This window comes from Streptomyces sp. NBC_01142 (genome assembly GCF_026341125.1).
Lineage (GTDB): Bacteria > Actinomycetota > Actinomycetes > Streptomycetales > Streptomycetaceae > Streptomyces.
This window is the reverse complement of sequence record NZ_JAPEOR010000001.1, coordinates 1,313,674-1,337,573: the sequence shown is the minus strand read 5'-3', so window position 1 is coordinate 1,337,573 and position 23,900 is coordinate 1,313,674. Positions and strand designations below refer to the sequence as shown.

General features: G+C 68.6%; 21 protein-coding genes and 1 riboswitch. Of the genes, 6 read left to right on the top strand and 15 right to left on the bottom strand.

The annotated features are described in order from the left end of the window. Nucleotides 1-11: 11 nt before the first annotated feature. From OG883_RS06320 to OG883_RS06285, 8 genes are all read right to left on the bottom strand, one after another. Nucleotides 12-1,406, bottom strand: a complete 1,395-nt coding sequence (locus OG883_RS06320) for an ABC transporter ATP-binding protein (protein ID WP_266536139.1) — start codon at nucleotides 1,404-1,406, stop codon at nucleotides 12-14. Beyond that, entirely contained in the window at nucleotides 1,403-2,503 is a 1,101-nt protein-coding gene (locus tag OG883_RS06315; RefSeq protein ID WP_266536136.1) for an ABC transporter ATP-binding protein, read from the bottom strand. Before OG883_RS06315 ends, OG883_RS06320 begins: the two co-directional genes overlap by 4 nt. Further along, nucleotides 2,500-3,507, bottom strand: a complete 1,008-nt coding sequence (locus OG883_RS06310) for an ABC transporter permease (RefSeq protein ID WP_266536132.1) — start codon at nucleotides 3,505-3,507, stop codon at nucleotides 2,500-2,502. Before OG883_RS06310 ends, OG883_RS06315 begins: the two co-directional genes overlap by 4 nt. A 72-nt stretch (nucleotides 3,508-3,579) precedes the next feature. After that, nucleotides 3,580-5,331, bottom strand: coding sequence for an ABC transporter substrate-binding protein (locus OG883_RS06305; RefSeq protein WP_266536129.1), 1,752 nt, complete (start codon nucleotides 5,329-5,331; stop codon nucleotides 3,580-3,582). Nucleotides 5,332-5,388: 57 nt separating this feature from the next. Next, entirely contained in the window at nucleotides 5,389-6,390 is a 1,002-nt protein-coding gene (locus OG883_RS06300; protein WP_266536126.1) for an ABC transporter permease, read from the bottom strand. A gap of 545 nt (nucleotides 6,391-6,935) precedes the next feature. Further along, nucleotides 6,936-7,724 carry an enhanced serine sensitivity protein SseB C-terminal domain-containing protein gene (locus OG883_RS06295; RefSeq protein ID WP_266536123.1) on the bottom strand — a complete coding sequence of 263 codons (789 nt, stop codon included), beginning with the start codon at nucleotides 7,722-7,724 and terminating at the stop codon, nucleotides 6,936-6,938. A 143-nt stretch (nucleotides 7,725-7,867) separates the two neighbouring features. After that, on the bottom strand, nucleotides 7,868-8,638 hold the full coding sequence (locus tag OG883_RS06290) for an enhanced serine sensitivity protein SseB (protein ID WP_266536121.1): 771 nt from the start codon (nucleotides 8,636-8,638) through the stop codon (nucleotides 7,868-7,870). 117 nt (nucleotides 8,639-8,755) lie between these two features. Continuing rightward, nucleotides 8,756-9,406 (bottom strand): AAA family ATPase, encoded by a 651-nt coding sequence (locus tag OG883_RS06285; RefSeq protein WP_266536118.1) that lies wholly within the window; start codon nucleotides 9,404-9,406, stop codon nucleotides 8,756-8,758. A 160-nt stretch (nucleotides 9,407-9,566) separates the two neighbouring features. Next, nucleotides 9,567-9,664, top strand: a riboswitch (glycine riboswitch). A gap of 150 nt (nucleotides 9,665-9,814) precedes the next feature. Here OG883_RS06285 and gcvT point away from each other — a divergent pair. The 4 genes from gcvT to OG883_RS06265 all read left to right on the top strand — a co-directional run bounded on the left by gcvT (nucleotide 9,815) and on the right by OG883_RS06265 (nucleotide 14,271). Further along, a complete protein-coding gene (gene gcvT, locus OG883_RS06280; protein WP_266536115.1) occupies nucleotides 9,815-10,939 on the top strand; it encodes a glycine cleavage system aminomethyltransferase GcvT in 1,125 nt (374 codons plus the stop codon). A 61-nt stretch (nucleotides 10,940-11,000) separates the two neighbouring features. Continuing rightward, entirely contained in the window at nucleotides 11,001-11,378 is a 378-nt protein-coding gene (gene gcvH / locus OG883_RS06275) for a glycine cleavage system protein GcvH (protein WP_266536112.1), read from the top strand. Between the two features lie 25 nt (nucleotides 11,379-11,403). Then, a complete protein-coding gene (gene glyA, locus OG883_RS06270; protein ID WP_266536107.1) occupies nucleotides 11,404-12,663 on the top strand; it encodes a serine hydroxymethyltransferase in 1,260 nt (419 codons plus the stop codon). Nucleotides 12,664-12,888: 225 nt separating this feature from the next. Then, on the top strand, nucleotides 12,889-14,271 hold the full coding sequence (locus tag OG883_RS06265) for an L-serine ammonia-lyase (protein ID WP_266536104.1): 1,383 nt from the start codon (nucleotides 12,889-12,891) through the stop codon (nucleotides 14,269-14,271). 141 nt (nucleotides 14,272-14,412) lie between these two features. Here OG883_RS06265 and OG883_RS06260 read toward each other — a convergent pair whose 3' ends face one another. Further along, complete coding sequence (locus OG883_RS06260; protein ID WP_266536101.1) at nucleotides 14,413-14,628, bottom strand: EF-hand domain-containing protein; 216 nt, start codon at nucleotides 14,626-14,628, stop codon at nucleotides 14,413-14,415. Nucleotides 14,629-14,976: 348 nt separating this feature from the next. Here OG883_RS06260 and OG883_RS06255 point away from each other — a divergent pair, with 348 nt between their 5' ends. Next, the gene (locus OG883_RS06255; RefSeq protein ID WP_266536098.1) at nucleotides 14,977-15,702 is read left to right on the top strand and encodes a tRNA-dependent cyclodipeptide synthase; all 726 of its coding nucleotides are present in this window, start codon (nucleotides 14,977-14,979) and stop codon (nucleotides 15,700-15,702) included. Then, complete coding sequence (locus OG883_RS06250) at nucleotides 15,683-16,873, top strand: cytochrome P450 (RefSeq protein ID WP_266536095.1); 1,191 nt, start codon at nucleotides 15,683-15,685, stop codon at nucleotides 16,871-16,873. The genes OG883_RS06255 and OG883_RS06250 overlap by 20 nt, the downstream gene beginning before the upstream one ends. A 157-nt stretch (nucleotides 16,874-17,030) precedes the next feature. Here the strand turns inward: OG883_RS06250 and OG883_RS06245 are convergent, their stop codons facing one another. The 6 genes from OG883_RS06245 to OG883_RS06220 form a co-directional block, all read right to left on the bottom strand. Further along, nucleotides 17,031-18,218 carry a YncE family protein gene (locus OG883_RS06245; RefSeq protein WP_266536093.1) on the bottom strand — a complete coding sequence of 396 codons (1,188 nt, stop codon included), beginning with the start codon at nucleotides 18,216-18,218 and terminating at the stop codon, nucleotides 17,031-17,033. Continuing rightward, entirely contained in the window at nucleotides 18,218-19,003 is a 786-nt protein-coding gene (locus tag OG883_RS06240) for a polysaccharide deacetylase family protein (RefSeq protein ID WP_266536090.1), read from the bottom strand. Before OG883_RS06240 ends, OG883_RS06245 begins: the two co-directional genes overlap by 1 nt. A gap of 369 nt (nucleotides 19,004-19,372) precedes the next feature. Further along, nucleotides 19,373-19,876, bottom strand: a complete 504-nt coding sequence (locus OG883_RS06235) for an anti-sigma regulatory factor (RefSeq protein ID WP_266536088.1) — start codon at nucleotides 19,874-19,876, stop codon at nucleotides 19,373-19,375. 262 nt (nucleotides 19,877-20,138) lie between these two features. Beyond that, a complete protein-coding gene (locus OG883_RS06230) occupies nucleotides 20,139-20,906 on the bottom strand; it encodes an enoyl-CoA hydratase/isomerase family protein (protein ID WP_266536085.1) in 768 nt (255 codons plus the stop codon). A 193-nt stretch (nucleotides 20,907-21,099) separates the two neighbouring features. After that, nucleotides 21,100-22,356: an Ig-like domain-containing protein gene (locus tag OG883_RS06225; protein ID WP_266536082.1), complete on the bottom strand. Its 1,257-nt coding sequence runs from the start codon at nucleotides 22,354-22,356 to the stop codon at nucleotides 21,100-21,102. Between the two features lie 187 nt (nucleotides 22,357-22,543). After that, nucleotides 22,544-23,770: an Ig-like domain-containing protein gene (locus OG883_RS06220; protein WP_266536079.1), complete on the bottom strand. Its 1,227-nt coding sequence runs from the start codon at nucleotides 23,768-23,770 to the stop codon at nucleotides 22,544-22,546. Nucleotides 23,771-23,900: the final 130 nt, after the last annotated feature.

Sequence of the window (23,900 nt, the reverse complement as noted above, 5' to 3'; positions counted from 1 at the left end):
TTGTGCCGGTTCTACTTCTTGGAGATGTCCCCCGAGGTCTCGGAGGCAGCCGCGCCACCTTCGGCATCGGATGCGTCAGCCCCGGCCGGGGCCTCCTCGCCCGCGGCGTCGCCATTGCTTTCGCCGTCGCCGTCGCCGTCGGCAGCAGCCTGGACTTCGCCCTCGGCGAGGTCCGTCCTGCCCGCGGCGGGCCCGGCCTCGGCGGCCTTGCTCTCGGCGGACACGGCTTCGGCACCCTTGGTCCCGGCGGGGACAGCTTCGGTCTCCGCGGCCTTGGCCTCCGCGGCCGTGGCCTTGACCGGCGGCATCGTGGTGATCTCGATCACCCCGCGTGCCGACGCCGGCACCACATCGTCCGGCGCCTGGTCCTCCGCGTTCTCCGGATGGTGGCAGGCCACCTGGTGACCGCTCTTCAGCGCCAGCAGCGGCGGCTCCTGCTTCACGCAGATCTCCGTCGCCTTCCAGCACCGTGTGTGGAACCGGCAGCCACTAGGCGGTGAGATCGGTGAAGGAACATCACCCGTGAGCAGGATGCGCTCGCTCTTGGCCCCGCGCCGCCGGGGATCCGGCACCGGCACGGCCGACATGAGCGCCTTGGTGTACGGGTGCATCGGCGCCTCGTACAGCGACTTGCGGTCCGCCAGCTCCACGATCTTGCCGAGGTACATCACCGCGATCCGGTCCGACACATGGCGGATCACCGACAGGTCGTGGGCGATGATCACATACGTGAGGCCCAGCTCGTCCTGGAGGTCGTCGAGCAGGTTCACCACCTGCGCCTGGATGGAGACATCCAGCGCCGAGACCGGCTCGTCCGCCACGACCAGCTTCGGCTTGAGCGCGAGCGCACGCGCGATGCCGATGCGCTGGCGCTGGCCGCCGGAGAACTCGTGCGGGTAGCGGTTGTAGTGCTCGGGGCTCAGCCCCACCAGCTCGAGGAGGTTCTGGACTTCCTTCTTGACCCCGCCCTCGGGCTCGACGCCCTGAAGCCGGAACGGCGCGCTGACGATCGAACCCACCGTGTGGCGCGGATTGAGCGAGCCGTACGGATCCTGGAAGATCATCTGCACATCGCGGCGCATCGGCCGCAACCCGCGGGTGCCGAGATGCGTGATGTCCTTGCCCTCGAACTCGACCTTGCCGCCCGTGGGCTCGATCAGCCGGGTGATGAGCCGGCCCATCGTCGACTTGCCGCAGCCCGATTCGCCGACAACGCCGAGCGTCTCACCGGGACGGACGTCGAAGTCGATGCCGTCGACGGCCTTCACCGCGCCGACCTGGCGCTGCAGGATCCCCTTCTTGATGGGGAAGTGCTTGACCAGGCCCTGCACCCTGAGCAGCGGCTCGGGCGAGGCGGTTGCCTGCTCCGGGATCGTGTCCGCGGCCGTCTTCTTCGTTTCGCTCACAGCTTCGGCGCAATCTCTTCGGTCCAGATCCGCGTGCGGTCCTCCTGCGACATGTGGCAGGCGGAGTAGTGCCGGCTGCCGACCTGGCGGAGCTCCGGGCGCTCGGTACGGGTGATCCCGTCCTTCGGCACGTCCGCGTACGGGCAGCGCGGGTTGAAGGCGCAGCCGGAGGGGACGTTGATGAGGCTGGGCGGCGAGCCCTTGACCGGAATGAGGCGTTCGGTCTGGTCGCGGTCGATGCGCGGCATCGAGCCCAGCAGGCCCCAGGTGTACGGGTGCTGGGGAGCGTAGAAGATGTCGTCGACCGGCCCGCGCTCGATGCAGCGGCCGCCGTACATCACCAGAATGTCGTCGGCGATCTCGGCGACCACGCCCAGGTCGTGGGTGATCAGGACGACCGCGGAGCCGAACTCCTTCTGCAGATCCCGGATCAGGTCGAGGATCTGCGCCTGCACGGTGACGTCCAGGGCGGTGGTCGGCTCATCGGCGATGAGCAGTTCGGGGTTGTTGACCAGCGCCATCGCGATCATGGCGCGCTGGCGCATACCGCCGGAGAACTCGTGCGGGTAGCTGTCCACACGCTTGTGGGGCTCGGGGATGCCGACCCGGTCGAGCATCTCGATCGCGCGCTTGCGGGCGACCTTCTTGCTCACGTCGTGGTGGACGCGGTACGCCTCCACGATCTGGTTGCCGACCGTGTAGAACGGATGCATCGCCGACAGCGGATCCTGGAAGATCATCGCCATCTCGCGGCCACGCATCCGCCGTACCTCGTCCGGGTCCGCGCCGACGAGTTCCTTGCCGCCGAGCCAGATCTCGCCGGACATCCGCACGTTCTTGCCGGCGGCGCCCTGGCGGTGCAGTCCCATCACGGCGAGCGAGGTCACCGACTTGCCGGAGCCGGACTCGCCGACGATGCCGAGGGTCCTGCCCTTCTCCAGCTGGAAGGTGAGCCCGTCGACGGATTTGACCAGGCCGTCGTCGGTCGGGAAGTGCACCTTGAGGTCGCGGACCTCGAGGAAGGCGTCCGGAGCGGGTGAGTCCCCGGACTTCACCGGCTCGCCCACAGCGGCACCGGTCTTGGAAAGTTCGGTCACGAGAGCCTCACCCGCGGGTCGACGGCGGCGTACAGCAGGTCCACCAGGAGATTGCAGATCACGACGAAGAAGGCGGCAACGAGGGTGACGCCGAGGATCGGCGGCAGGTCGTTGGCCGTGATTCCCTGGACCGCGTATTCGCCGATTCCGTGCAGCGAGAACACCGATTCGGTGATCAGCGCACCTCCGAGCAGCAGACCGACGTCCATGCCGAAGACGGTGATGATCGGGGTGAGCGCCGCACGCAGTCCGTGCCGGCCGACGACCGTCCGCTCCCGCAGGCCCTTGGCACGTGCGGTACGGATGAAGTCCTCGTTCATCGTCTCCAGCATGCCGGAGCGGGTGAGCCGGGCGTAGATCGCCGAGTAGAGCAGCGCGAGCGAACACCACGGCAGGAACAGGGTGTTGGCCCATTGCGCGGGATTCTCGGTGAAAGCAACGTAGGTTCTGCCGAAGATCTCCAGCTTGTAGCTGAACAGCAGCAGGGCCAGCTGGCCGGTGAAGAACATGGGGAGCGAGACGCCGGCGAGCGCGACGCTCATGGCGGCGCGGTCGAAGATCGAGCCGGGCTTGAGCGCGGAAATGACACCGGCGGTCACTCCGGAGAGCAGCCAGATCACCGCTGCGCCGCTGGCCAGCGAGATGGTCACCGGCAGGCGGTCGGTCAGCTGGGGCCAGACCTCGAGGTGGTCCTTGAAGGAGTAGCCGAAGCAGGGTGCGTTGCAGTGCGCGGTGGTGGGGCCGAGGTCGTACTCGGCACCGACGACGATCCCCTTGATGAACTCCCAGTACTGGGTGTAGATGGGCTGGTCCAGGCCGAGGTTCCGCTTGACTGCCGCGATGTCCTCGGGCGTGGGGTTCTTGCCGATGTACTGCTGTGCCAGCTGGTCGACGGTCTGGCCGGCCATCCTCGGCAGCAGGAAGAAGATGGCGAAGGTGACCGCGGTGACAACCAGGAGCAGGATCACTGCTGCGATTGTCCGGCGGAGGATGTACGAAATCACGGGGACCGGCGCTGGTGCCCGCGGGCTGCGAAGCCCGCGGGCACCAATGCCTTCACCTGCCTTCCGGGGCTGCTACTTCGTGGTGCCGATGTTGAGGTAGTCGTACTGACCGCTGAAGGCAGCCGTGGACACCAGGTTGGTGGCGGTCGGCGAGCGGTACAGAAGGATCTTGAAGTAGGTCAGCGGGACGATGACCGCCTGCTCCATGACCTTCTTGTCGACCTCGGTGTAGGCCGTGTTGCGGGCCGACTCGTCGGTGTTCGCGATGGCCTCGTCGAGGAGCTTGTTGACGGCCGGGTCGTCCAGCTCGGACAGGTTCGTGTTACCGGACTGACCGATGGCCTTGCCGTGCACGATCTGCTGCAGGTAGCCGTAGCCGGTGGGCCAGTCGGAACCCCACTGCATCATCATGAGGCCGATGCCCTGCTTCTTGGTGAAGGTCGGGACACCCGCGTAGTCCGAGAAGTACTTGCTCGACGGGTACTGCTTGATGCTCGCGTCGATGCCGACCTTCTTGAGGGACTCGACGATCGCGGTGGCCGCGTCGACCTCGGTCTGGCGGTCGCTGCGCGCGGAGATGACCGTCTTGAAGCCCTTCTCCTGGCCACAGGCCTTCAGGTGCTCCTTGGCCTTGGCCGTGTCACCCTTGTTGTCGGGGGTGGCGTAGGCGTCGGCCTTCTCGTAGCCCTTGATGTCGGTCGGCAGCACGGTGCTGGCGATGTCACCGCGGATCGGGCCACCCATCGCGGTCTGCGTGGAGACCTTGTCGATGGCGTACTGCACGGCCTTGCGGCACTCGACGTTGTTGAACGGCGCGACCTTCGTGTTGATCGCCGCGTAGACGAGACGGCCACCGGCGGTGTTGTCGGTGCTCGCCTTGAGCGCGGGCTTGCCGAGCACCTGGGCCTGGGTCTGGGTGTCGACACCCTTGCCGCCCAGGTCGATGTGCGTGGTGCCCGCCATCAGGTCCTTGTCGATGGTCGACTGCGCGACCTTCAGGTTCAGGACGATCTTGTCCGGGTACTGCTTGCGCAGCGGGTCGGTCTTGGCGTCCCAGTTCGGGTTGCGGACCAGGGTGACCTGCTTGCCCTCCTGGTAGGACTCGAACTTGTACGAGCCCGAGGACACGATGGACTTGGTGTAGTCCACGCCCTTGTCCTTGGCCTTCTGCACCGGGGCGGTCTGCGGGGCGCTGACCAGGTAGTCGAAGTCCGCGAAGGGCTTGTTGAGCTTGAAGACGATGGTGTTGTCGTCCGGGGTCTGGATGGACGACAGACCCTTGTCGCTCTTGTCCTTGTACGGACCCTTGTACTTGTCCGGGTCGTCCAGCAGCTGCTGGAAGTAGTTCGGACCGAGGGACAGCACATCACGCGCGAAGTTGGAGCGCTCGACGGCGTACTTGACGTCCTTCGAGGTCACCACGGTGCCGTCGTCGTACTTGACGCCCTCGCGGAGCTTGTACGTCCAGGTCTTGCCGCCGTCGGTCGGCGTGCCCTTGGACGCGGCCAGGTCGGGGACGAGCTCGTTGCCCGCCTCGCCCGCAGCGGGCTTGAAGGTCATCAGCGGGCGGGCGTAGAGCCGGCTGAAGTTGTAGATGAAGGCGTAGTACGTGTTGCCCGGGTCGAAGGACTCCGGGGCGTCGGCCATCGCGTAGGTGACCGTGCCGCCCTTCTTGTCGGAGGCGTTGACGACCCCCTTCGTGGCGGCATTGACGCCGGCGCCCTTGGCGTCGCCGCCGTCCTTGTCCTCGGCCTTACTGCAGCCGGCGAGCAGGATGCTCGCACTGCTGATGACCGCGATTGCGGCCACTGCTGACCTTCGCATGATGGTCGGCTCCCCTTCGTTGTCGGAAACTTTGATTGGGACTCAGCCCGGCAGACGTCAGCGGCGGCTGCGAGGATCGAGCGCATCCCGGAGGCCGTCACCGAGCAGGTTGAACGCCAGCACGGTGACGAAGATGGCAAGGCCGGGCACGACCATGTACTGCGGGTCGACCTCGAAGGAGTCCTTTGCCTGGTCGAGCATTCCGCCCCAGGAGGCCTGGGGCGGCTGGATCCCGACACCGAGGAAGCTGAGCGACGCTTCGAAGATGATGTTGGTCGGGATGAGCAGCGTCGAGTAGACGATGATCGGCGCGACGAGGTTCGGCAGCAGCTCCTTGAACAGGATGTACGGGCCACGTGCCCCCATCCCGCGCGCGGCGTCCACGAACTCCCGCTCACGCAGCGCCAGCGCCTGGCCGCGGACGATACGGCCGATATAGGGCCAGTTGAAGAAGCCGATGACGAAGATCAGCACCAGGATGTGCAGCGGCAAGCCCTCGAGGCCGAAGGCGCCGCCCTGCAGGGTGGCGGAGATGGCGATGGCGAAGAGAAGCAGCGGGAACGCCAGGAAAGTGTCCATCAGGCGGCTGATGATCATGTCGACCCGCCCGCCGTAGTACCCGGCGATCACACCGAGGACCGTGCCGATCGCGTTGGAGAGCACCGTCGCACCGAAGGCCACCACCAGCGACACCCAGGAGCCCTCGAGGATGCGGGCGAGGATGTCACGGCCGAACTTCGGCTCCACACCAAGCGGGTGATCCCAGCTCATTCCACCGAAATCACCCGTGGGCAGGGTCGTGTTCGGGTCGATGAGGTCCTGATGGAACTGGTTCGGGTCGAGCCCGAGCAGCGCCTGGAGCGGTCTGGAGAAGGCGGCGATCAGGATGAGCAGCACCACGACAATGCCGCCGGCGACGGCCACCTTGTCGCGCTTGAAGCGCGTCCAGGCGATCTGCCCGAGCGAACGGCCCTCGATCTGCTGGGACTTGACGCCCTTCAGCACAGCCTCGGGCGCAACGTCGGTCTGCGATCCAGTGGTCTCAATGGGTGCGGTCATCGTCCCTCGTGCTTGCCCGTGCCGGCGGTTGCCGACGGTGCGTTGGCGGCCCGCTCCGGGTCGACGGTGCGGTCGATTTGCTGCCGTATTACCGGTGTTCGGGTGGTTCTGACAGGTGAGGCGTCGAGTCATTGACCTCAACTGCACACACGTCCGACGCCCCCCGCTTGCCGGGAGTCTTCAACGCTCTCGCGATCACCTGCCAGTCCCCACGGGGAATGGATGCGCAACCGTGATGTGGCCAGCCTCGATCCGTAATGCGGACATCGTGATCGACTGAACGGGTTTGGCGGCCACCGACGTGGGCTCAACACCGTCTCCCGGCCCTCACCTTCGGCAAGGTTTGCTGTCGTTCCTTTGCAAAGCCGAGATACGTGTGAGGCCGACGCGTGCCGCGCAGCGGATACGCCAAGGTGGCCCGGGTAGGCGCGCCCAGGCAGGGCGGGTTGAGATCCTCACGATCGCCCCGGATCGGGTGCGGTCGTGAAGAGTCAAGCCCTCAACTCATCGCGGAGGGCGGCCCGGGGAGATCGGCTGCTCCCCGATCAGCGGCCGTGGGGCGGCGGGTAGCCGTAGCCGCCGGCCGCGGGAGCGCCGCCGTGGGCGTCACGGTCGTAGAAGGGCCGGGCATTGGTCCGCAGCCACATCGACACCGGGTCGTAGTCGTCGGACATGGCGACGGTGGAGACCGGCAGCCCGTCCGGGACGGCGGCGATCGACTGCTGCATCATCGCGCGCACCGCCTCCACGGACTGCCTGCTGGTGTCGTACAGATCGAGCCCGATGGCGAGATAGGGAGCACCGAGCACAGGCTGCACCCAGGCGCGGCGCAGGGAGCGGACCGCGGGCGTGCGGTGGGCGTTCTGCGAGAGCAGGGCGTAGAAGTGCGGAATCTCGATGGCCGGTTCGGACAGCCGCAGGGGGCCCGCGGGCATCCGGTCGAGGCCGGTGGCGATACGGCGCAGGTCCAGCCAGGGAATGCCGACGCCGCCGCCCGGGGCGTGCGGGTTGAGCCAGATTCCCCAGCGGTCCGGGTACAGGGCGCGGGCGATGTCCGGGCCGGTGACCACTTCGTGCGCGCGGGTCCAGCCGGAGACGGCGAGTTCCTGGGCGGAGGTCACACAGGGGGCGTAACCGACGCCGTCGACCTCCATGTTCCCGTACTGGGCGTCGGGCGAGCCGGCCTGGCCGTGCCACAGGAGCATCCAGATCTGGCCGCTCGACGGGTCGGCGATCGCGTGCAGCAGCGCCTCGTACGCGTCATAGCGTCCGGGAGTCACCTGGCGCAGCATGTGCTCGACCTGCCCGGCCGCCGCGGTGCCTGACGCACTCACCCTGGGTTCCGCCCCTCTTCGATCGACCATTCAGCACGACCTCCCCACAGCCTGCGGCGTGGGAGGTGCCCCCACCGGGCACACGGTGCGGCGGTAAAGCCATGAAACCAGCTTAATCGGCAGAGCTGACACCGACTTGACGACTACACGTGCTGTCGTTGATAGAAGGGCCGGACCCGCTCCAGCATCCATGCGCCGACGGGGTCCTGTGTCACGTCCAGCAGAACGAGGCTGACCGGCCAGCCGACCTGCGCCCGGCCCAGTGCGCGACCCAGCGCGTCCATCGGGGCGTTGCGGTCGGCGCCCTCCCAGGAGGAGAGCTGGACGCCGATGAAGAGGGTCGGCGAGTCGCCCTCGATGGAGGCGAGCGCGCGGCGTGCGGTCAGTACGACGCCACAGGCCTCGAACTCGCCTGCCGCGGCGGCGAGGAAGTCGACGGGTTCCTCCTGCCAGTCGGGCTCGAAGAGCCGCACCCTGCCGCCGCTCGCGGGTCCGTCGAGGAGCGTGCGCCCCACCCGGCACAGTTCGGCGACGGCGGGCGGGGGCAGCGGGGTGCCGACGGTGCCGCCCGGATTGACGGCGATGCCGAGCTGCGGGGGCAGTCCGCGGGCGAACTCGCGGGCGGGGGCGACGGTGAAGGACATATGGCTGCCGACGCACTGCAGGAACTGCTGCTCGGAGCTGTAGACCGGTACGTAGGGAGCCCCGTCGATCTCCATCGTGGGCAGATCGAGGGCGGGGCTGTCGGGCCCGCCGCCGTTGGGCAGTGGCACCCAGACATGACTGCGCCCGAGCACCTCGACCAGCCGCCCGCCGGCCGAGGGGTTGCCGAGCGAGGCGCCGAGCACCTCTTCGAGCTCGTTCCCCGGCCAGCCGCCGTGCGGATACGGATGGGCGTGCTCCGGTGTCTCCATGTGCTGTCCTTCTCCCCCTGCTTCCCACGGTCTCGCGCTCCGACCCTAACGCCGCCGTGGAGCCGCACCGAGAGCGGGACGGCCCCCAAGCTGCGGGCGGCACGCCGGACGCGGCCCCTACGGGCCCTCGAAGCCGATCCGGGTCAGCGTGCCCGCCGCGTCGCGGTCGAGGAGGACTGCCGAGGCGCAGCCCTTGGGCAGGCTGCCGGACTCCGCGTCGGCGATCAGGCGGCCCACCGCGCGGCGGTGCCGGGCGAAGGCGTAGCCGGAGACTCCGCGGCCGCGCTCGCGCTGGCCCTCACGGGCGACGGCGGGGGTGACATCGAGCAGCACCAGGTGAAGGCCGCTCCCGCGGCGGCGGACCTCACGGGCCAGCCACCGCCGTACCCACGCCTGGGTGCCGCAGTCGTGCACGACGACGCTCTCGCCCGAGCGCAGTACGCGTCGCAGTCCGGCGTAGTGCGCGATCCGTACGAGCGGGCGGTAGACGGCGTACGGCAGCAGCCGCGGCATCCGCGCGCCCCACCGGTCCCGGGTGTCCTGCGAGTCGATTCCCCGGCTGCTGGCCGCCCGCCGGATCAGGGTGGACTTCCCGCTGCCGGGCAGGCCGGAGACGACCACCACGTCACCCGCGGCGAAGTCCAGGCTGCGCGGGCTGCGCCCGGACCGGTCCCTCAGGTCGCGCAGGACGGGCGCGGGCGCCCCGAACAGCCGCCGGGCGGGCACCCCCGCGGTCGTTGCGTAAGCCTCGGGCCGCTGCAACGTCATCAGCCTCCCCCATGTCGGGTCATCCCACCCTTGCCCATGAAGTGTAAAGAAACGGTAATACAGCACAACCGTTTTGCGGCTGAGGCTCGACCGTGGGCCGGACACCCCACTCCCCCACGATGCGTGCAATGATGTGCGCGCCAACTGCATACCGGCCGCTTGAATCCACGCGGGAGAGTCCTGGCCACTGTGTGCGCCGGGCGCCGAAGGAGCAAGTCCCTCCCTTGAATCTCTCAGGCCCCGTACCGCGTGTGATGAGGCAGATCTGAAAAGCGAGCCGCTGTCGAGTGGCTCCACCCAAGGTGCAAGTCACGACCATCATGACGTGTGGTCGCGGCGAACCTCTCAGGTTCCGATGACAGATGGGGAGGATTGTCCTCGCCGGCCATTGCCCTGGGAGTCACATCTATGAGCAACGCCCCCCGTCTGACCGCCCTCGATGCCGTGCACCGTTCGCTGGGCGCGACCATGACCGACTTCGCGGGCTGGGACATGCCGCTGCGGTACGGCAGCGAGCGCGACGAGCACAACGCCGTCCGTACCAAGGCCGGTCTTTTCGACCTCTCCCACATGGGTGAGATCACCGTCACCGGACCGCAGGCCGCCGCGCTGCTCGACTACGCGCTGGTCGGCAACATCGGCGGCGTCGCCGTCGGCCGCGCCCGCTACACCATGATCTGCCGCCCGGACGGCGGAATCCTCGACGACCTGATCGTCTACCGCCTCGGCGGGAGCGAGACCCCCGAATACCTCGTCGTCGCCAACGCGGGCAACGCCCAGGTGGTGCTCGACGCCCTCACGGAGCGGGCGGCCGGTTTCGACGCCGAGGTCCGCGACGACCGTGACGCGTACGCGCTGATCGCCGTCCAGGGCCCCGAGTCCCCCGGCATCCTGAAGTCGCTGACCGACGCCGACCTCGACGGGCTGAAGTACTACGCGGGTCTGCCCGGCACGGTGGCCGGAGTTCCCGCGCTGATCGCCCGTACGGGCTACACCGGCGAGGACGGCTTCGAACTCTTCGTCGAGCCGCAGCACGCCGAGAAGCTCTGGGTGGCGCTGACCGAGGCCGGCGCCCCGGCCGGTCTGATCCCCTGCGGCCTCTCCTGCCGCGACACGCTGCGCCTGGAGGCGGGCATGCCGCTGTACGGGCATGAGCTGACGACCGCGCTGACGCCCTTCGACGCCGGTCTCGGCCGGGTCGTCAAGTTCGAGAAGGAAGGCGACTTCGTCGGGCGTACGGCTCTGACGGCCGCCGCCGAGCGCGCCGAGTCCAGCCCGCCGCGCAAGCTCGTCGGCCTGATCGCCGAGGGGCGCCGCGTTCCCCGCGCCGGCTACCAGGTCGTCGCCGGCGGCCAGGTCGTCGGCGAGGTCACCTCGGGCGCGCCGTCGCCCACGCTGGGCAAGCCGATCGCCATCGCATACGTGGACGCGGCGCACGCCGCGCCGGGCAGCGAGGGCGTCGGCGTCGACATCCGCGGCGCCCACGAGCCGTACGAGGTCGTCGCGCTGCCGTTCTACAAGCGCCAGAAGTGACCTTCAGTACTCTCCCTTGCCCGTTTCCCAGCACTCCCCCGCGTACAGGAGAATTCAGCTCATGAGCAACCCCCAGCAGCTGCGCTACAGCAAGGAGCACGAGTGGCTGTCGGCCGCCGAGGACGGCGTGTCGACGGTCGGTATCACCGAGCACGCGGCCAACGCGCTCGGCGATGTCGTGTACGTCCAGCTCCCGGTGGTCGGCGACACGGTGACCGCGGGCGAGACCTGCGGTGAGCTGGAGTCGACCAAGTCGGTCAGCGATCTGTACTCCCCGGTCAGCGGTGAGATCACCGAAGCCAACGAGGACGTCGTCAACGACCCGTCGCTGGTGAACTCCGCCCCCTTCGAGGGCGGCTGGCTCTTCAAGGTGCGCGTCAGCGGGGAGCCGAAGGATCTGCTCTCCGCGGACGAGTACTCCGAGTTCTCCGGTAACTGAGCCCACGACCACGACAGGGATCGAGATGTCGCTTCTCAACACCCCGCTCCACGAGCTGGACCCGGATGTCGCCGCTGCTGTCGACGCCGAGCTCCACCGTCAGCAGTCCACCCTCGAGATGATCGCCTCGGAGAACTTCGCTCCGGTCGCGGTCATGGAGGCCCAGGGCTCCGTCCTCACCAACAAGTACGCCGAGGGCTACCCGGGCCGCCGCTACTACGGCGGCTGCGAGCACGTCGATGTCGTCGAGCAGATCGCCATCGACCGCATCAAGGCGCTGTTCGGCGCCGAGCACGCCAACGTCCAGCCCCACTCGGGCGCCCAGGCGAACGCGGCCGCGATGTTCGCGCTGCTCAAGCCGGGCGACACGATCATGGGTCTCAACCTCGCCCACGGCGGGCACCTGACCCACGGCATGAAGATCAACTTCTCCGGCAAGCTCTACAACGTGGTCGCGTACCACGTGGACCTCGAGACCGGTCAGGTCGACATGGCCGAGGTCGAGCGCCTCGCCAAGGAGTCCCGCCCGAAGCTGATCGTGGCCGGCTGGTCGGCGTACCCGCGTCAGCTGGACTTCGCCGCCTTCCGCCGGATCGCGGACGAGGTCGGCGCGTACCTGATGGTCGACATGGCCCACTTCGCGGGTCTCGTCGCCGCCGGTCTGCACCCCAACCCGGTGCCGCACGCCCATGTCGTCACCACCACCACGCACAAGACCCTCGGCGGTCCGCGCGGCGGTGTGATCCTGTCGACGCAGGAGCTCGCCAAGAAGATCAACTCCGCGGTCTTCCCCGGTCAGCAGGGCGGTCCGCTGGAGCACGTCATCGCGGCGAAGGCGGTCTCCTTCAAGATCGCGGCCTCCGAGGAATTCAAGGAGCGCCAGCAGCGCACGCTGGACGGTGCCCGCATCCTCGCCGAGCGCCTCGTCCAGGCCGACGTGACCGAGCACGGCGTCTCCGTCCTCTCCGGCGGCACGGACGTCCACCTGGTCCTCGTCGACCTGCGCAACTCCGAGCTGGACGGCCAGCAGGCCGAGGACCGCCTCCACGAGGTCGGCATCACGGTCAACCGCAACGCCATCCCGAACGACCCGCGGCCGCCGATGGTCACCTCGGGTCTGCGGATCGGCACCCCGGCGCTGGCCACCCGCGGCTTCGAGGAGGAGGACTTCCGCGAGGTCGCGGACGTCATCGCCGAGGCACTGAAGCCGACGTACGACACCGAGGCACTGAAGGCGCGCGTCTCGGCGCTCGCCGCGAAGCACCCGCTGTACCCGTCGCTCTGAGCGAACGGGCGTCGCAGGGCCCGGGCCCGTACCCCGCCACAAGGGGTGCGGGCCCGTCCCGTGCCGTTCTGCCGCCCAGGCTGTGAGTCGAGTCTCGCCCGACACCCCTCCGAGCCGGTCTTGTCACTCGATCGAGTTACGCTCGTCTTCTACAAATACGCCTTACCGCACCAAAGCTCTCCTTACCGCACCGCCCACCACGAGCAGACAAGGGAGTCCGTCACCGTGGCCATCTCCGTCTTCGATCTCTTCTCCATCGGCATCGGCCCGTCGTCCTCGCATACGGTCGGCCCGATGCGGGCGGCCCGCATTTTCGCCGGCCGCCTCAAGAAGGACGGACTGCTCGCCCAGACGGCCTCGGTCCGCGCCGAGCTCTTCGGCTCACTGGGTGCGACGGGTCACGGTCACGGGACGCCCAAGGCCGTACTGCTCGGTCTGGAGGGCCACTCTCCCCGCACGGTCAACGTCGAGACGGCGGACGCCGAGGTGGAGCGCATCCGGCAGACCGGCCGGCTGCGTCTGATGGGCGCGGAGATAGGGACGGCTCACGAGATCGACTTCGACGAGCCGAACCAGCTGATCCTGCACCGGCGCCGTGCCCTGCCCTACCACGCGAACGGCATGACGCTCTTCGCGTACGACGGCTCCGGCACCCCGCTGCTGGAGAAGACGTACTACTCGGTGGGCGGCGGTTTCGTCGTCGACGAGGACGCCGTCGGCGAGGACCGGATCAAGCTCGACGACACCGTGCTGAAGTACCCCTTCCGCACCGGCGACGAGCTGCTGCGGCTCACCCAGGAGACCGGCCTGTCCATCTCCGCCCTGATGCTGGAGAACGAGAAGGCCTGGCGCACCGAGGAGGAGATCCGCGAGGGGCTGCTGGAGATCTGGCGGGTCATGCAGGCCTGCGTCTCGCGCGGCATGTCCCGCGAGGGCATCCTGCCCGGCGGTCTCAAGGTCCGCCGCCGTGCGGCCAACTCGGCCCGCCAGCTGCGCGCCGAGGGCGACCCGCTGGCCCGCGCGATGGAGTGGATCACTCTGTACGCGATGGCCGTGAACGAGGAGAACGCCGCCGGCGGCCGCGTCGTCACCGCCCCCACCAACGGTGCCGCGGGCATCATCCCGGCCGTCCTGCACTACTACATGAACTTCGTGCCCGGTGCGGACGAGGAGGGCATCGTCCGCTTCATGCTCTCCGCCGGCGCGATCGGCATGCTCTTCAAGGAGAACGCCTCGATCTCCGGCGCCGAGGTCGGCTGCCAGGGTGAGGTCGGCTCCGCCTGCTCGATGGCGGCGGGCGCGCTCGCCGAGGTACTCGGCGGCACCCCCGAGCAGGTCGAGAACGCCGCCGAGATCGGCATGGAGCACAACCTGGGTCTGACCTGCGACCCGGTCGGCGGTCTGGTCCAGATCCCCTGCATCGAGCGCAACGGCATGGCGGCGGTCAAGGCCGTCACGGCCGCGAAGATGGCGATGCGCGGCGACGGCAGCCACAAGGTCTCCCTCGACAAGGTCATCAAGACCATGAAGGAGACCGGCGCGGACATGTCGGTGAAGTACAAGGAGACCGCGCGCGGCGGCCTCGCGGTGAACATCATCGAGTGCTGAGCACCTCGCGCGGGCGCGGTCTCCTTCTGCCGTGTCAGCGAGGGCCGGGCGCCGGCGCCTGCCGAGCCGGTGAGGGTCGGCTCCTGGCGGCCCCCGGCCCAATGACGGGAGTTCTGGGGGCCGCGGAGCCGCTTCGGTGGATCAGGCCTTGTTCAGCGAGGCCCAGAACTCGTCGAAGGTCAGCTGACCGTCGCCGTTGGCGTCCTTGGTCTTGATCACTGCTTCGGCGACCGTCTCGGTGACATTGAAGTCGCCCAGCTGCGCCATCACGCTCTTGTACTCGGCCGCGGTGATCAGCCCGTCGCCGTTCAGGTCGTAGCGCTCGAACGCCCTGCGCGCCTCTTCGATGTCCGCCACTGCTTCCGCCCCTTCTTGGTGCATTACTGACGGCAGTCAGATTAACGGCCCGGTCGCCGCCGCACCTGCGCGGGCTGTCGGAGGCGCCGCTCGTCGCCGGGTGAGCCGGGGGTGTCGCGCGCCCCGGAAGGATGGTGACCCCGGAGGCCGGTGAGCCGGGCGACAGAAAAGGCTTCAAATACCCTTCCGTATTACGGAAGGGTATTTTCCGCCCCGTTGGGCCGAGTTCGCGCCAAATCACTCGAGGCCCTTCGTCACTCTCCGCCGCCCGGAGATAACTTCATGGCGTCGTCGCCACACCAGGAGCGCAGGGCTCCCAGGGACAAGCGACGCGAGGGCGTTCTCACAGTGACGATCACTACCGCCACATTCACGTTCCAGCCCTACAGCCCCCATTGCCACATCACCTGGGACGAGGGCGACCACGTTCTGATCGGGGTTTCCCCCGGGAACAGCTATTTCAATGCCCGGCGCATCGCGGAACTCACCCGCTGGGCAGCCGCACACTTCACCGCGGTGGATTTCGTCTACGCCGATCTGCACGTCGCCGAGATGTTCGCGGCCCTCGGCCACACCGACGACCATGCCGCCCGGCGCGCGGCCAAGGAGCTCAAGGCCGTGCGCCGGCGCATCCTGGCCGGGGTCGAGGCGGCCGCACCGCACGGCCTCACCGTCCACGTGCGGGCGCTGTCGGAATTCTCCGGCAACCCGGTGTACCAACTCCTGCACCGCCGCGTGCAGCACTTCCTCGCCACCGACGAGGAATTCCGCAAGAGCTGCGATGCGATGGTGGAACACTTCCTGGGCGCGAGACTGCCCGGCGGCCTGCCCATGACCGCCCGGCAGCGGTCCGCCTGTCTCGCCTACATCGCCGCGGAACTCCCTTTCTTTCTCGATACTCCGGGAATTCTCGACGTCCCCAGCTCCGTGTCCTGCTATCACCACCTGATGCCGCTCACGGAACTGCTCTACGCAAAGGGCGGCGGACTGCGCGCCGCCCGCAACCAGGCCTATGCCGTCGTACGACCCGAATCCGTCGGAAGGACCGCGGACGATGACCGTCGAGCAGCTTGACTTCCCGCTCTCCCGGCGAGGCGATGTCCTCCCCGCGGAGTGCGCCCGGCTGCGCGAGAAGCAGCCGGTGGCCCGGGTGCGCACCCTCACCGGGGACAGCGCCTGGCTGGTGAGCAGTTACCCGCTGGCCAAACAGGTGCTGGGGGACGAACGGTTCAGCCTCAAGGACACGGCCGCCCCGGGTGCGCCACGGCAGTACGCGCTGACGATCCCGCCCGAGGTCGTCAACAACATGGGCAACATCAACAGCGCGGGGCTGCGCCAGGCGGTGATGAAGGCACTCAGCCCGCGTGCGGGCGAAGGGCTGCACGGCTGGCTGCGCGCCACCGCCGATGAGCTGATCGGCCAGATGCTCGCCGAGGGCCCGCCGTTCGACCTCCGTGCGGGGTTCGCCGACCCCTTCTCGGCGGCGCTGCACTGCAAGGTGATCGGGGTGCCGTTCGGCGACTGGCGACGGCTGATGTCCGGTCTGGACATCGCCTTCATGACCAGCCCGCACACGTTTGAGGGGTCGCAGCTCAACTGGTACAAGGACCTTGAGTACATGGTGGAGCGGCTGAACGTTCCGGAGTCCGAACGCACGGGCCTGCTCGGCCAGTTGGCGGCACTGCGGGAGGACGAGGAGTCGGCGCATCTGACCGACGAGATGCTCGGCGCGGTCGCCGTGTCGCTGTTCGGTGCGGGGGCGGTCTCCACCTCCGCCTTCCTCGTCCTGGCCGTGCTGGCGCTGCTGCAGCGTCCGGAGCTCATCGGCCCGCTGCGCGAGCGCCCGGAGCGGATGGGCCGCGCCGTCGACGAGCTGCTGCGCTGGAACCTGTCGATCGGCGACGGTCTGCCGCGCCTCGCCCTTGCCGATGTACAGCTCGGCGACGTCCTGGTCCGCGCGGGCGAGTTGGTACTGGTCCTGGTCGAGGGCGCCAACTTCGACCCGGAGGTCTTCAAGGACCCTGAGCGCCTGGATCTGGACCGTACGCACAATCCCCATCTGTCCTTCGGCGGCGGGCGGCACTTCTGCCCGGCCTCCGCGCTCGGCCGCGCCCACGCGGAGGTGGCGCTGGCCGCGCTGGTGGACCGGCTGCCCGGGCTCCGGCTCGCCGTCCCGGAAGAGCAGTTGGTGTGGCGTACGGGGTTCATCAAACGACTGCCGGAACGGCTGCCGGTGCTGTGGTGAGCCAGGGTCCTGCCGAAGGCCGCTCCCCCGCCCGCCCCTTCCCGTAACCGGAGGCCGCCCCGTACGGCCTTCGGCCGTGTCCTCGATCACCGGCGGGGCTGGACTGTCCGGCCCCGCCGGCCGAGTCGCGGGATCCGGGACAGAGCCCGGCAGTCGCCTAACGGAAGATCCCGGTGTGGCCGAGCGAGTAGCGGCCGGGCTGCGGATAGACCGCCAGTCCGTGGGGGCCGCTGCCCACCGCGATACGGGCCAGCTGCTCACCCGACCTGGTGTCGATGGCGTACACCTCGGAGTCGTAGCGCCCCGACAGCCACAGCACGTTGCCGTCCGCCGAGACACCGCCCATGTCCGGGCTGCCGCCGTCCGGCAGCCGCCACTTCCTGGTCAGCTCGTTCTGTTTGAAGTCGAAGACCGAGACGGAGCCCTCGCCGCGGTTGGTGATGTACATCTCCCGGGAGTCACGGCCGATGTAGAGGCCGTGACAGCCCTTGCCGGTGGGCAGCAGCCGGGGGGTGGTGAACTTCTCCCCGTCGAGCACCCACATGCCGTGGGCCATCATGTCGGCGATGTAGAAGGTCCTGCCGTCCGGCGAGATCTTCACGTCCTGCGGCATCGCGCCGCCGAACGGCAGCTTCTGCTGGCCGATGACCTCCATCTTCTCGGTGTCGACCTTCAGCAGCTCGCCGGAGAACTCGCAGGAGACGATGAAGTACCGGCCGTCGGCGGAGAAGTCGGCGTGGTTGACGCCGTAGCAGGAGACGGGCACCCTCTTGATCCGGTCCATGGTGTGCGGGTCGCGGAAGACGAGCTCGCGGTCCAGGGAGGCCATCACGACGGCGTACTTGCCGTTCGGCGTGAAGTAGAGGTTGTACGGGTCGTGCACCTCGACCGGTTTGCCCGCGACCCCGGTGGCCGGGTCGATGGGGGTGAGCGTATGCCCCCGGTTGTTGTTGACCCAGAGGGTCTTCAGGTCCCAGGAGGGGACGACGTGCTGCGGCTGGGCGCCGACCGGGATCGTCTCGATGACCCTGTACGTCGTGGGGTCGATGACCGAGACGGTGTTGGAGTTGGTGTTGGGGACGTACACCCGGGACGGGAAGCCCCTGACCGTGGGTGAGAGCAGGTTCGGCCGGTCGGCCGCGTAGACGTCGTCCGGATCGAGCACCGGCGGCATGCCGGGCAGTCCGCGCGACACGGTCTTCTCGGGCTTGACGGGCGGCACGGCGGCGTCGGTGCCCCGCGCCTGCGTCGTCTCGGCGGGCGAGCCGCAGCCCGCGAGCAGGGCGAGGAGGGCGCCGGCGAGCAGCGCGGTGGTCCGCGTGGGGAAGGGAGTCGTCGGGTGCATCAGATCAGCAGCTCCGTGGTGGTCACCGCGCGCAGGCCGCGGTGGGCGAGTCCGTCGAGGAGGGCCGGCAGTGCGGCGACCGTGTCCGCATAGCCGAAGTGCAGGCTCACCACGGACCCGCGCCGGGTCTGCCCGACGACGTTGCGGGCGACGGCCGGACCGCCGGGTGAGGTGAAGTCGAGGGAGTCGACGTCGTACGAGAGAACGTGCGGGTAGCCGGCCCGGCGGGCGAGCCTGCTGACGAGAGGGGTGGCGTACTGCGTGCGCGAGGGGCGGAACCAGGTGCCGATCGACCCGGTGAGCTGCCGCAGCCGTTCGGCGCAGTCGCTGATCTCGGCGTACGCCTGTGTCGCGGACATCGTCGAGATGCTCAGGTGGCGATGGGTGTGGTTGCCGAGGTCGTGGCCGCCGTCGAGGATCCGGCGCGCGAGCTCCGGGTACGTGTCGAGCCAACTGCCGACGGCAAGCACGGTGATACGGGCGCCGGCCCGCTCGGCCTCGGCGAGGACGGCCCTGGCGGTGGCCGGATCGCCGTGACCGTGGAAGGTGAGGGCCACCCGGTCGCGGTCGCGGGGTCCGTGCTCGATCTCGACGGGCTGCCCCGGGAAGGGGCGGGGGCCGGGTGCGGATGCGGGACGGGGTCTGCGGGAAGGCCGGGACGGTGTGGCGGGCGGTGCGGGCTGCGCCGGGGAGGGGCCGCCGTCGGTGCAGCCCGTGGCGAGGACGCCCGTGAGGGCAGCCCCCACCCCCGCGCGCAGTGTGCCGCGGCGGTCGATCGAGGTCACGGAAATGCACAGTAGGGGCGAAGCGAGCAAAAAATAACGATTGACCCAATTTATGATGTTTCGAGTCACGCCCCTCCCGGGCCCCCCGGGATGAACGCATCGATGAAACACCCGACACTGAGCATATTTACTCAGCATTTACTAGGCCGGTAGGTCAGTTCGCCTACGATTCACTTCCGCTACGTCACTTTTTGCCGACTACGCCCGAGTATGGGCTTTTGGCGGTGAGCCCTTCGTCTGCCATAGTCGATGACGCGACCCCCATTGACCCGGGCCAGGTCGTTTGAAACGAGCCGTGGATACACCCCCCCGATCCACAGCGCTCCGCAGAAGCCCCCGCTCAGGGGGCTTCTGTGTTTCCGGGGTGCTTCAGCGCTCGGAGACCCGCATCTCGAACCAGGTGGTCTTGCCGCGGGGCAGCAGATCCACGCCCCATCGGTCGGAGAGCTTGTCGACCAGGAACAGCCCCCGGCCGCTGACGTCCATCTCCTGAACCGGCATCAGACAGGGCAGGCCGCGCGAGGGATCACGTACCTCGATCCGGATCCAGCCGCGCCGGCGCATCATGCGCAGACCGAAGACGCGCGCGCCGGTATGACGTACCGCGTTGCCGACGAGCTCCGAGACGAGCAGGACCGCATGCTCGGCGGTCTGCGCGGAGAGCGCCCACTGGCGCAGCACCACACACTGGGTCAGCCGTCGCGCGGTGGCGGCGGATTCGGGGCGGGAGGGCAGGCGGATTTCCTCGTCCGTGGGATCGCCGAACAACTCCAGCGCCTTGAGTGCCCGTTCGTCCTCGACGGCCGGCACCCACCGCGCGGCGGTAGCGCTGCCGCGCTGCCGCGGTTGCTCCACACCCTCCAGGCCCGCCATGCCCCCATCATGGCCGTAACACGCGCCTTGCGGGGCCGTTCCACGGGAATAGGGCCCCCGGAATGAGTTATTCCGGGGGCAGGTAATGGCATATGACGGTGGCAGTCCGCGGGGCCTAATACCCATTCTGAGCTGCACCAACGCCTTGTATGCGAATGATCGCCAAGCATATGTGGCCGCTCCGCCTTAAGGCTTCTTTAAGCCTCCGCTAAGCTGCGCACCGGATTGACCTTCCACTCGGAAGTGTCCAACGCGGGTGCGATCAGAGGAACTTGGCCTTGCCCGGCCCCTCCTCGACAAAGCTGCGCATTCCCCGCTCGCGGTCCTCCGTCGCGAACAGACCCGCGAACCAGTTGCGTTCAATGGCCAGGCCGGTTTCGATGTCCGTTTCCAGGCCCGCGTCGATGGACTCCTTGGCCGCACGCAGCGCGAGGGCGGGCCCCTGGGCGAGCTTCGCGGCCCAGGCGTGCGCCTGCTCGTACACCTCGGCGGCCGGAACGACGCGGTCCACCAGACCGAGTGCGAGCGCCTCGTCCGCCTTCACCATACGGCCGGTGAAGATCAGGTCCTTGGCCTTGGACGGGCCGATCAGCCGGGAGAGCCGCTGGGTGCCGCCGGCGCCCGGGATCAGGCCGAGCAGGATCTCCGGCTGGCCGAGCTTGGCGTTGTCCGCGGCGATACGGAAGTCGGCGCAGAGCGCGAGCTCACAGCCGCCGCCGAGCGCATAGCCGGTGACAGCCGCGACGACGGGCTTGGGGATGCGGGCGACGGCGGTGAACGAGTCCTGCAGGGCACGGGACCGTACGACCATCGCTGTATGGTCCATGGCCTGCATCTCCTTGATGTCCGCACCGGCCGCGAACACCTTCTCGCCGCCGTACAGGATCACGGCCCGTACGTCGTCACGGCGGGCCGCCTCCTCGGCGAGCTCACGCAGCCGGTCCTGGACAGCGATGTCCAGAGCGTTCATCGGCGGGCGGTCCAGTCGGATGGTGCCGACGCCTTCGGAGACCTCGAGTGCAACGGTCACGGGGTGCGCCTGCCTTTCCTCGCGGGGGTCCGGGGGTCGTCCCCCGGGAGATGCAGCCTGGCGGGGGTCCGGGGGTTGTCCCCCGGGAGATGCAGCACAGTCATGGCAGCAGGTTAGTGGTGGTTAACGCAGTACGGCCCGGTGCTGTGTGTCACAGCACCGGGCCGTACGAGGAGCAGCCGGAAGAAGACCGTTACTTGGTCCAGTCCGCCCAGGACATGTTCCAGCCGTTCAGGCCGTTCTCCGGCGCGATCAGCTTGTCCTTGGAGTTCTTCACGACCACCACGTCGCCGATGAGCGAGTTGTCGAAGAGCCACGCCGCCGGGGTGCCGTTGTCGTTCGCCCCGCGCGCGTCCCGCAGACCCACACATCCGTGACTGACGTTGGCCGATCCGAACGTCCCGGACGAGGCCCAGTAGTTGCCGTGGATGAAGGTGCCCGAGGTGGACAGGCGCATCGCGTGCGGCACGTCCTTGATGTCGTACTCGCCGCCGAAGCCGACGGTGGCGCCGTTCATCCGGGTCACCTTGTACTTCTCGCTGATGACCATCTGGCCGTTGTACGTCGTCGTCGACGGCGCGCCCGCGGTGATCGGGATGTCCTTGATCTGCTTGCCGTCCCGTACGACCTTCATGGTGTGCGCGCTCGCGTCCACGGTGGAGACCTGGCTGCGGCCGATGGTGAACTTCACCGTCTTGGCCTGCTCGCCGTACACCCCGGGACGGCCCTCGACGCCGTCCAGGTTCAGCTTCACCGTCACCTTGGTGCCCGCTGCCCAGTACTTCTCCGGGCGGAAGTCGAGGCGGTCGTTGCCGAACCAGTGGCCCTCGACCGGGACGTTCGGCTCCGCGGTGACCTTGATGGCCCTCTCGACGGCCTCGGGGTCGGTGATGCCACGGGTGAAGTTGATCGAGACGGGCATGCCGACGCCGACGGTCGCACCGTCCTCCGGCGTGTAGTGACCGATGAAGGTGTTCTGCGGGACCAGCGTGGTGAAGGTGGCGTCCTTCGCCGACTCACGGCCCTCGGAGTCCTTCGCGATGGCGTGCACCTTGTACTTGGTGGAGCCCGCGAGATGCTGCAGCGGCTGCCAGCTGGCGCCGTCCGCGGCGAGCTTGCCCTCGACCGGAGTGCCCTTGTCGTCCTTGACCGTGACCGTCGACAGCTTGCCCTTGGCCGCGGTGACCTTGAGTGCGCCGCTCGTGGCGACCGACTTGGCGCCGTCCTTCGGTGCGATGGTGACCACCGCCTGGGAGGCCGCGTTCTCGGCCTTCCCGTCCTTCCTGCCCTTGTCGGCGCTGTCCTTGTCGGATCCCCCGCCGCCGCACGCCGTCACCAGCACCAGCAACGCCCCCAGCACCAGAGCCGACAACGCGGTGCCCCGGCGCCCGCGTCCGCCGTCCCCGCCTGTGGTCCCTGCCGATGCCCCGGATATCGGCTGCCCGTTCAAAATGGTCGTCTCCCCTCGCACGGCCTGGCCCCGCCACGGCCCGCACCCCCGCGCGCCTCACGCACGCACGGCGATAGACAATCACACCGCGCGTCGCGTGAACTCCCCGCGGATGTCACCGTTCAGTCCCAACTTGTCCGGCGGGCTCACTTGAGACGGTGCGGGCCTTGCAGGTCAGCGGCGAGGGTCAGCCCAGCGCGGAACCCGTCTTCCAGAGATTCCAGTCCATGTTCCAGCCGCCCAGACCGTTGTCGGGAGCGACTGTCTTGTCCCGCGAGTTGAACACTTCGACGACATCGCCGATCAGCGTGCGGTCGAAGAACCAGCCGGCCGGGGTGTCCCCGCCGCCGCCCTTGTTGTCGAGCAGCCCGACGCAGCCGTGGCTGACGTTCGCCGAGCCGAACGTCTCGGGCGCAGCCCAGTAGTTGCCGTGCAGGAACGTCCCGGAGGCGGTCAGGCGCAGCGCGTGCGGTACGTCCTTGATGTCGTACTCGCCCTTGCCGTCCCGTTTCTTGAAGCCGACCGTCGCACCGTTCATCCTGGTCACGTCGTGCATCTCCGTGACCACCATCCTTCCGTTGTACGTCGGCGTCTTGGACCCTCCCGCCGTGATCGGCACGGTCGCCACGGCTTCGCCGTCGCGCCGTACCTCCATGGTGTGCTTGGCCGCGTCGACCCGTGAGACCTGGGAGCGGCCGACGGTGAAGGACACTCTCTTGTCCTGGATGCCGAACACGTCCCGCGCCGCCTGGACGTCCCTCAGCCGCAGGTCGACCGTGACCCTGGTGCCCGGCTTCCAGTACTCGCGCGGCCGGAAGTCCAGGCGCTCCTTGCCGAACCAGTGGCCCACGACCTCGACCGGCGGCTCCGAGGTGACGCGGATGGCGCGCTCGACCGCCGCGCGGTTCTCGATCTCCCGGTTGAAGCCGAAGGAGACGATCATGCCGGTGCCCACGGTCGAGCGGTTCTCGGGCTTGAAGTAGCCGATGAAGCGCCGCTCGGGGACGTAGGTGGTGAAGGTGGTGTGGCGCGCCGAGCGGCGACCGTGTGCGTCCAGCGCCACTACGTCGACGCTGTACTTCGCCGCCAGCTCGAGCCGGGTGCCCTTCCCGGGGTTCCAGCGCAGGCCGTCCTCGGAAACCCGCCCATGCACCTCGACGGGCTGCGCGTCCTCGATCTGCATCACCTTGACCCGTTCCAGCCGCCCGCTGGGCAGCCTCACCTCGAACTCGCCGTCCGGGCGCACCCCCCTCGCCCCGTCCTCGGGGGTGACCCGGATCGTTTCCTCGGATCCTCGTGCCTTGCCGGCGATGTCGATCCCCCCGCCGGTGCAGCCGGCCAGCCCGGCCATCAGTCCTGCCCATGTCAGGGCGACGGCCGTACCGTGCCCTGCCCGCTTCAGTACATGTCTCACGTACCGCCCAACGACCACCCCCCTCCAGGGGAAACGTGTGTGCGGGGCGATGTTGGGATGAGAGCAGTGCGGGCAGAACAGGTGGGAGGACCACGCGTGGGGTGCCGCGGCCGGGACGCCGTGAGCAGCC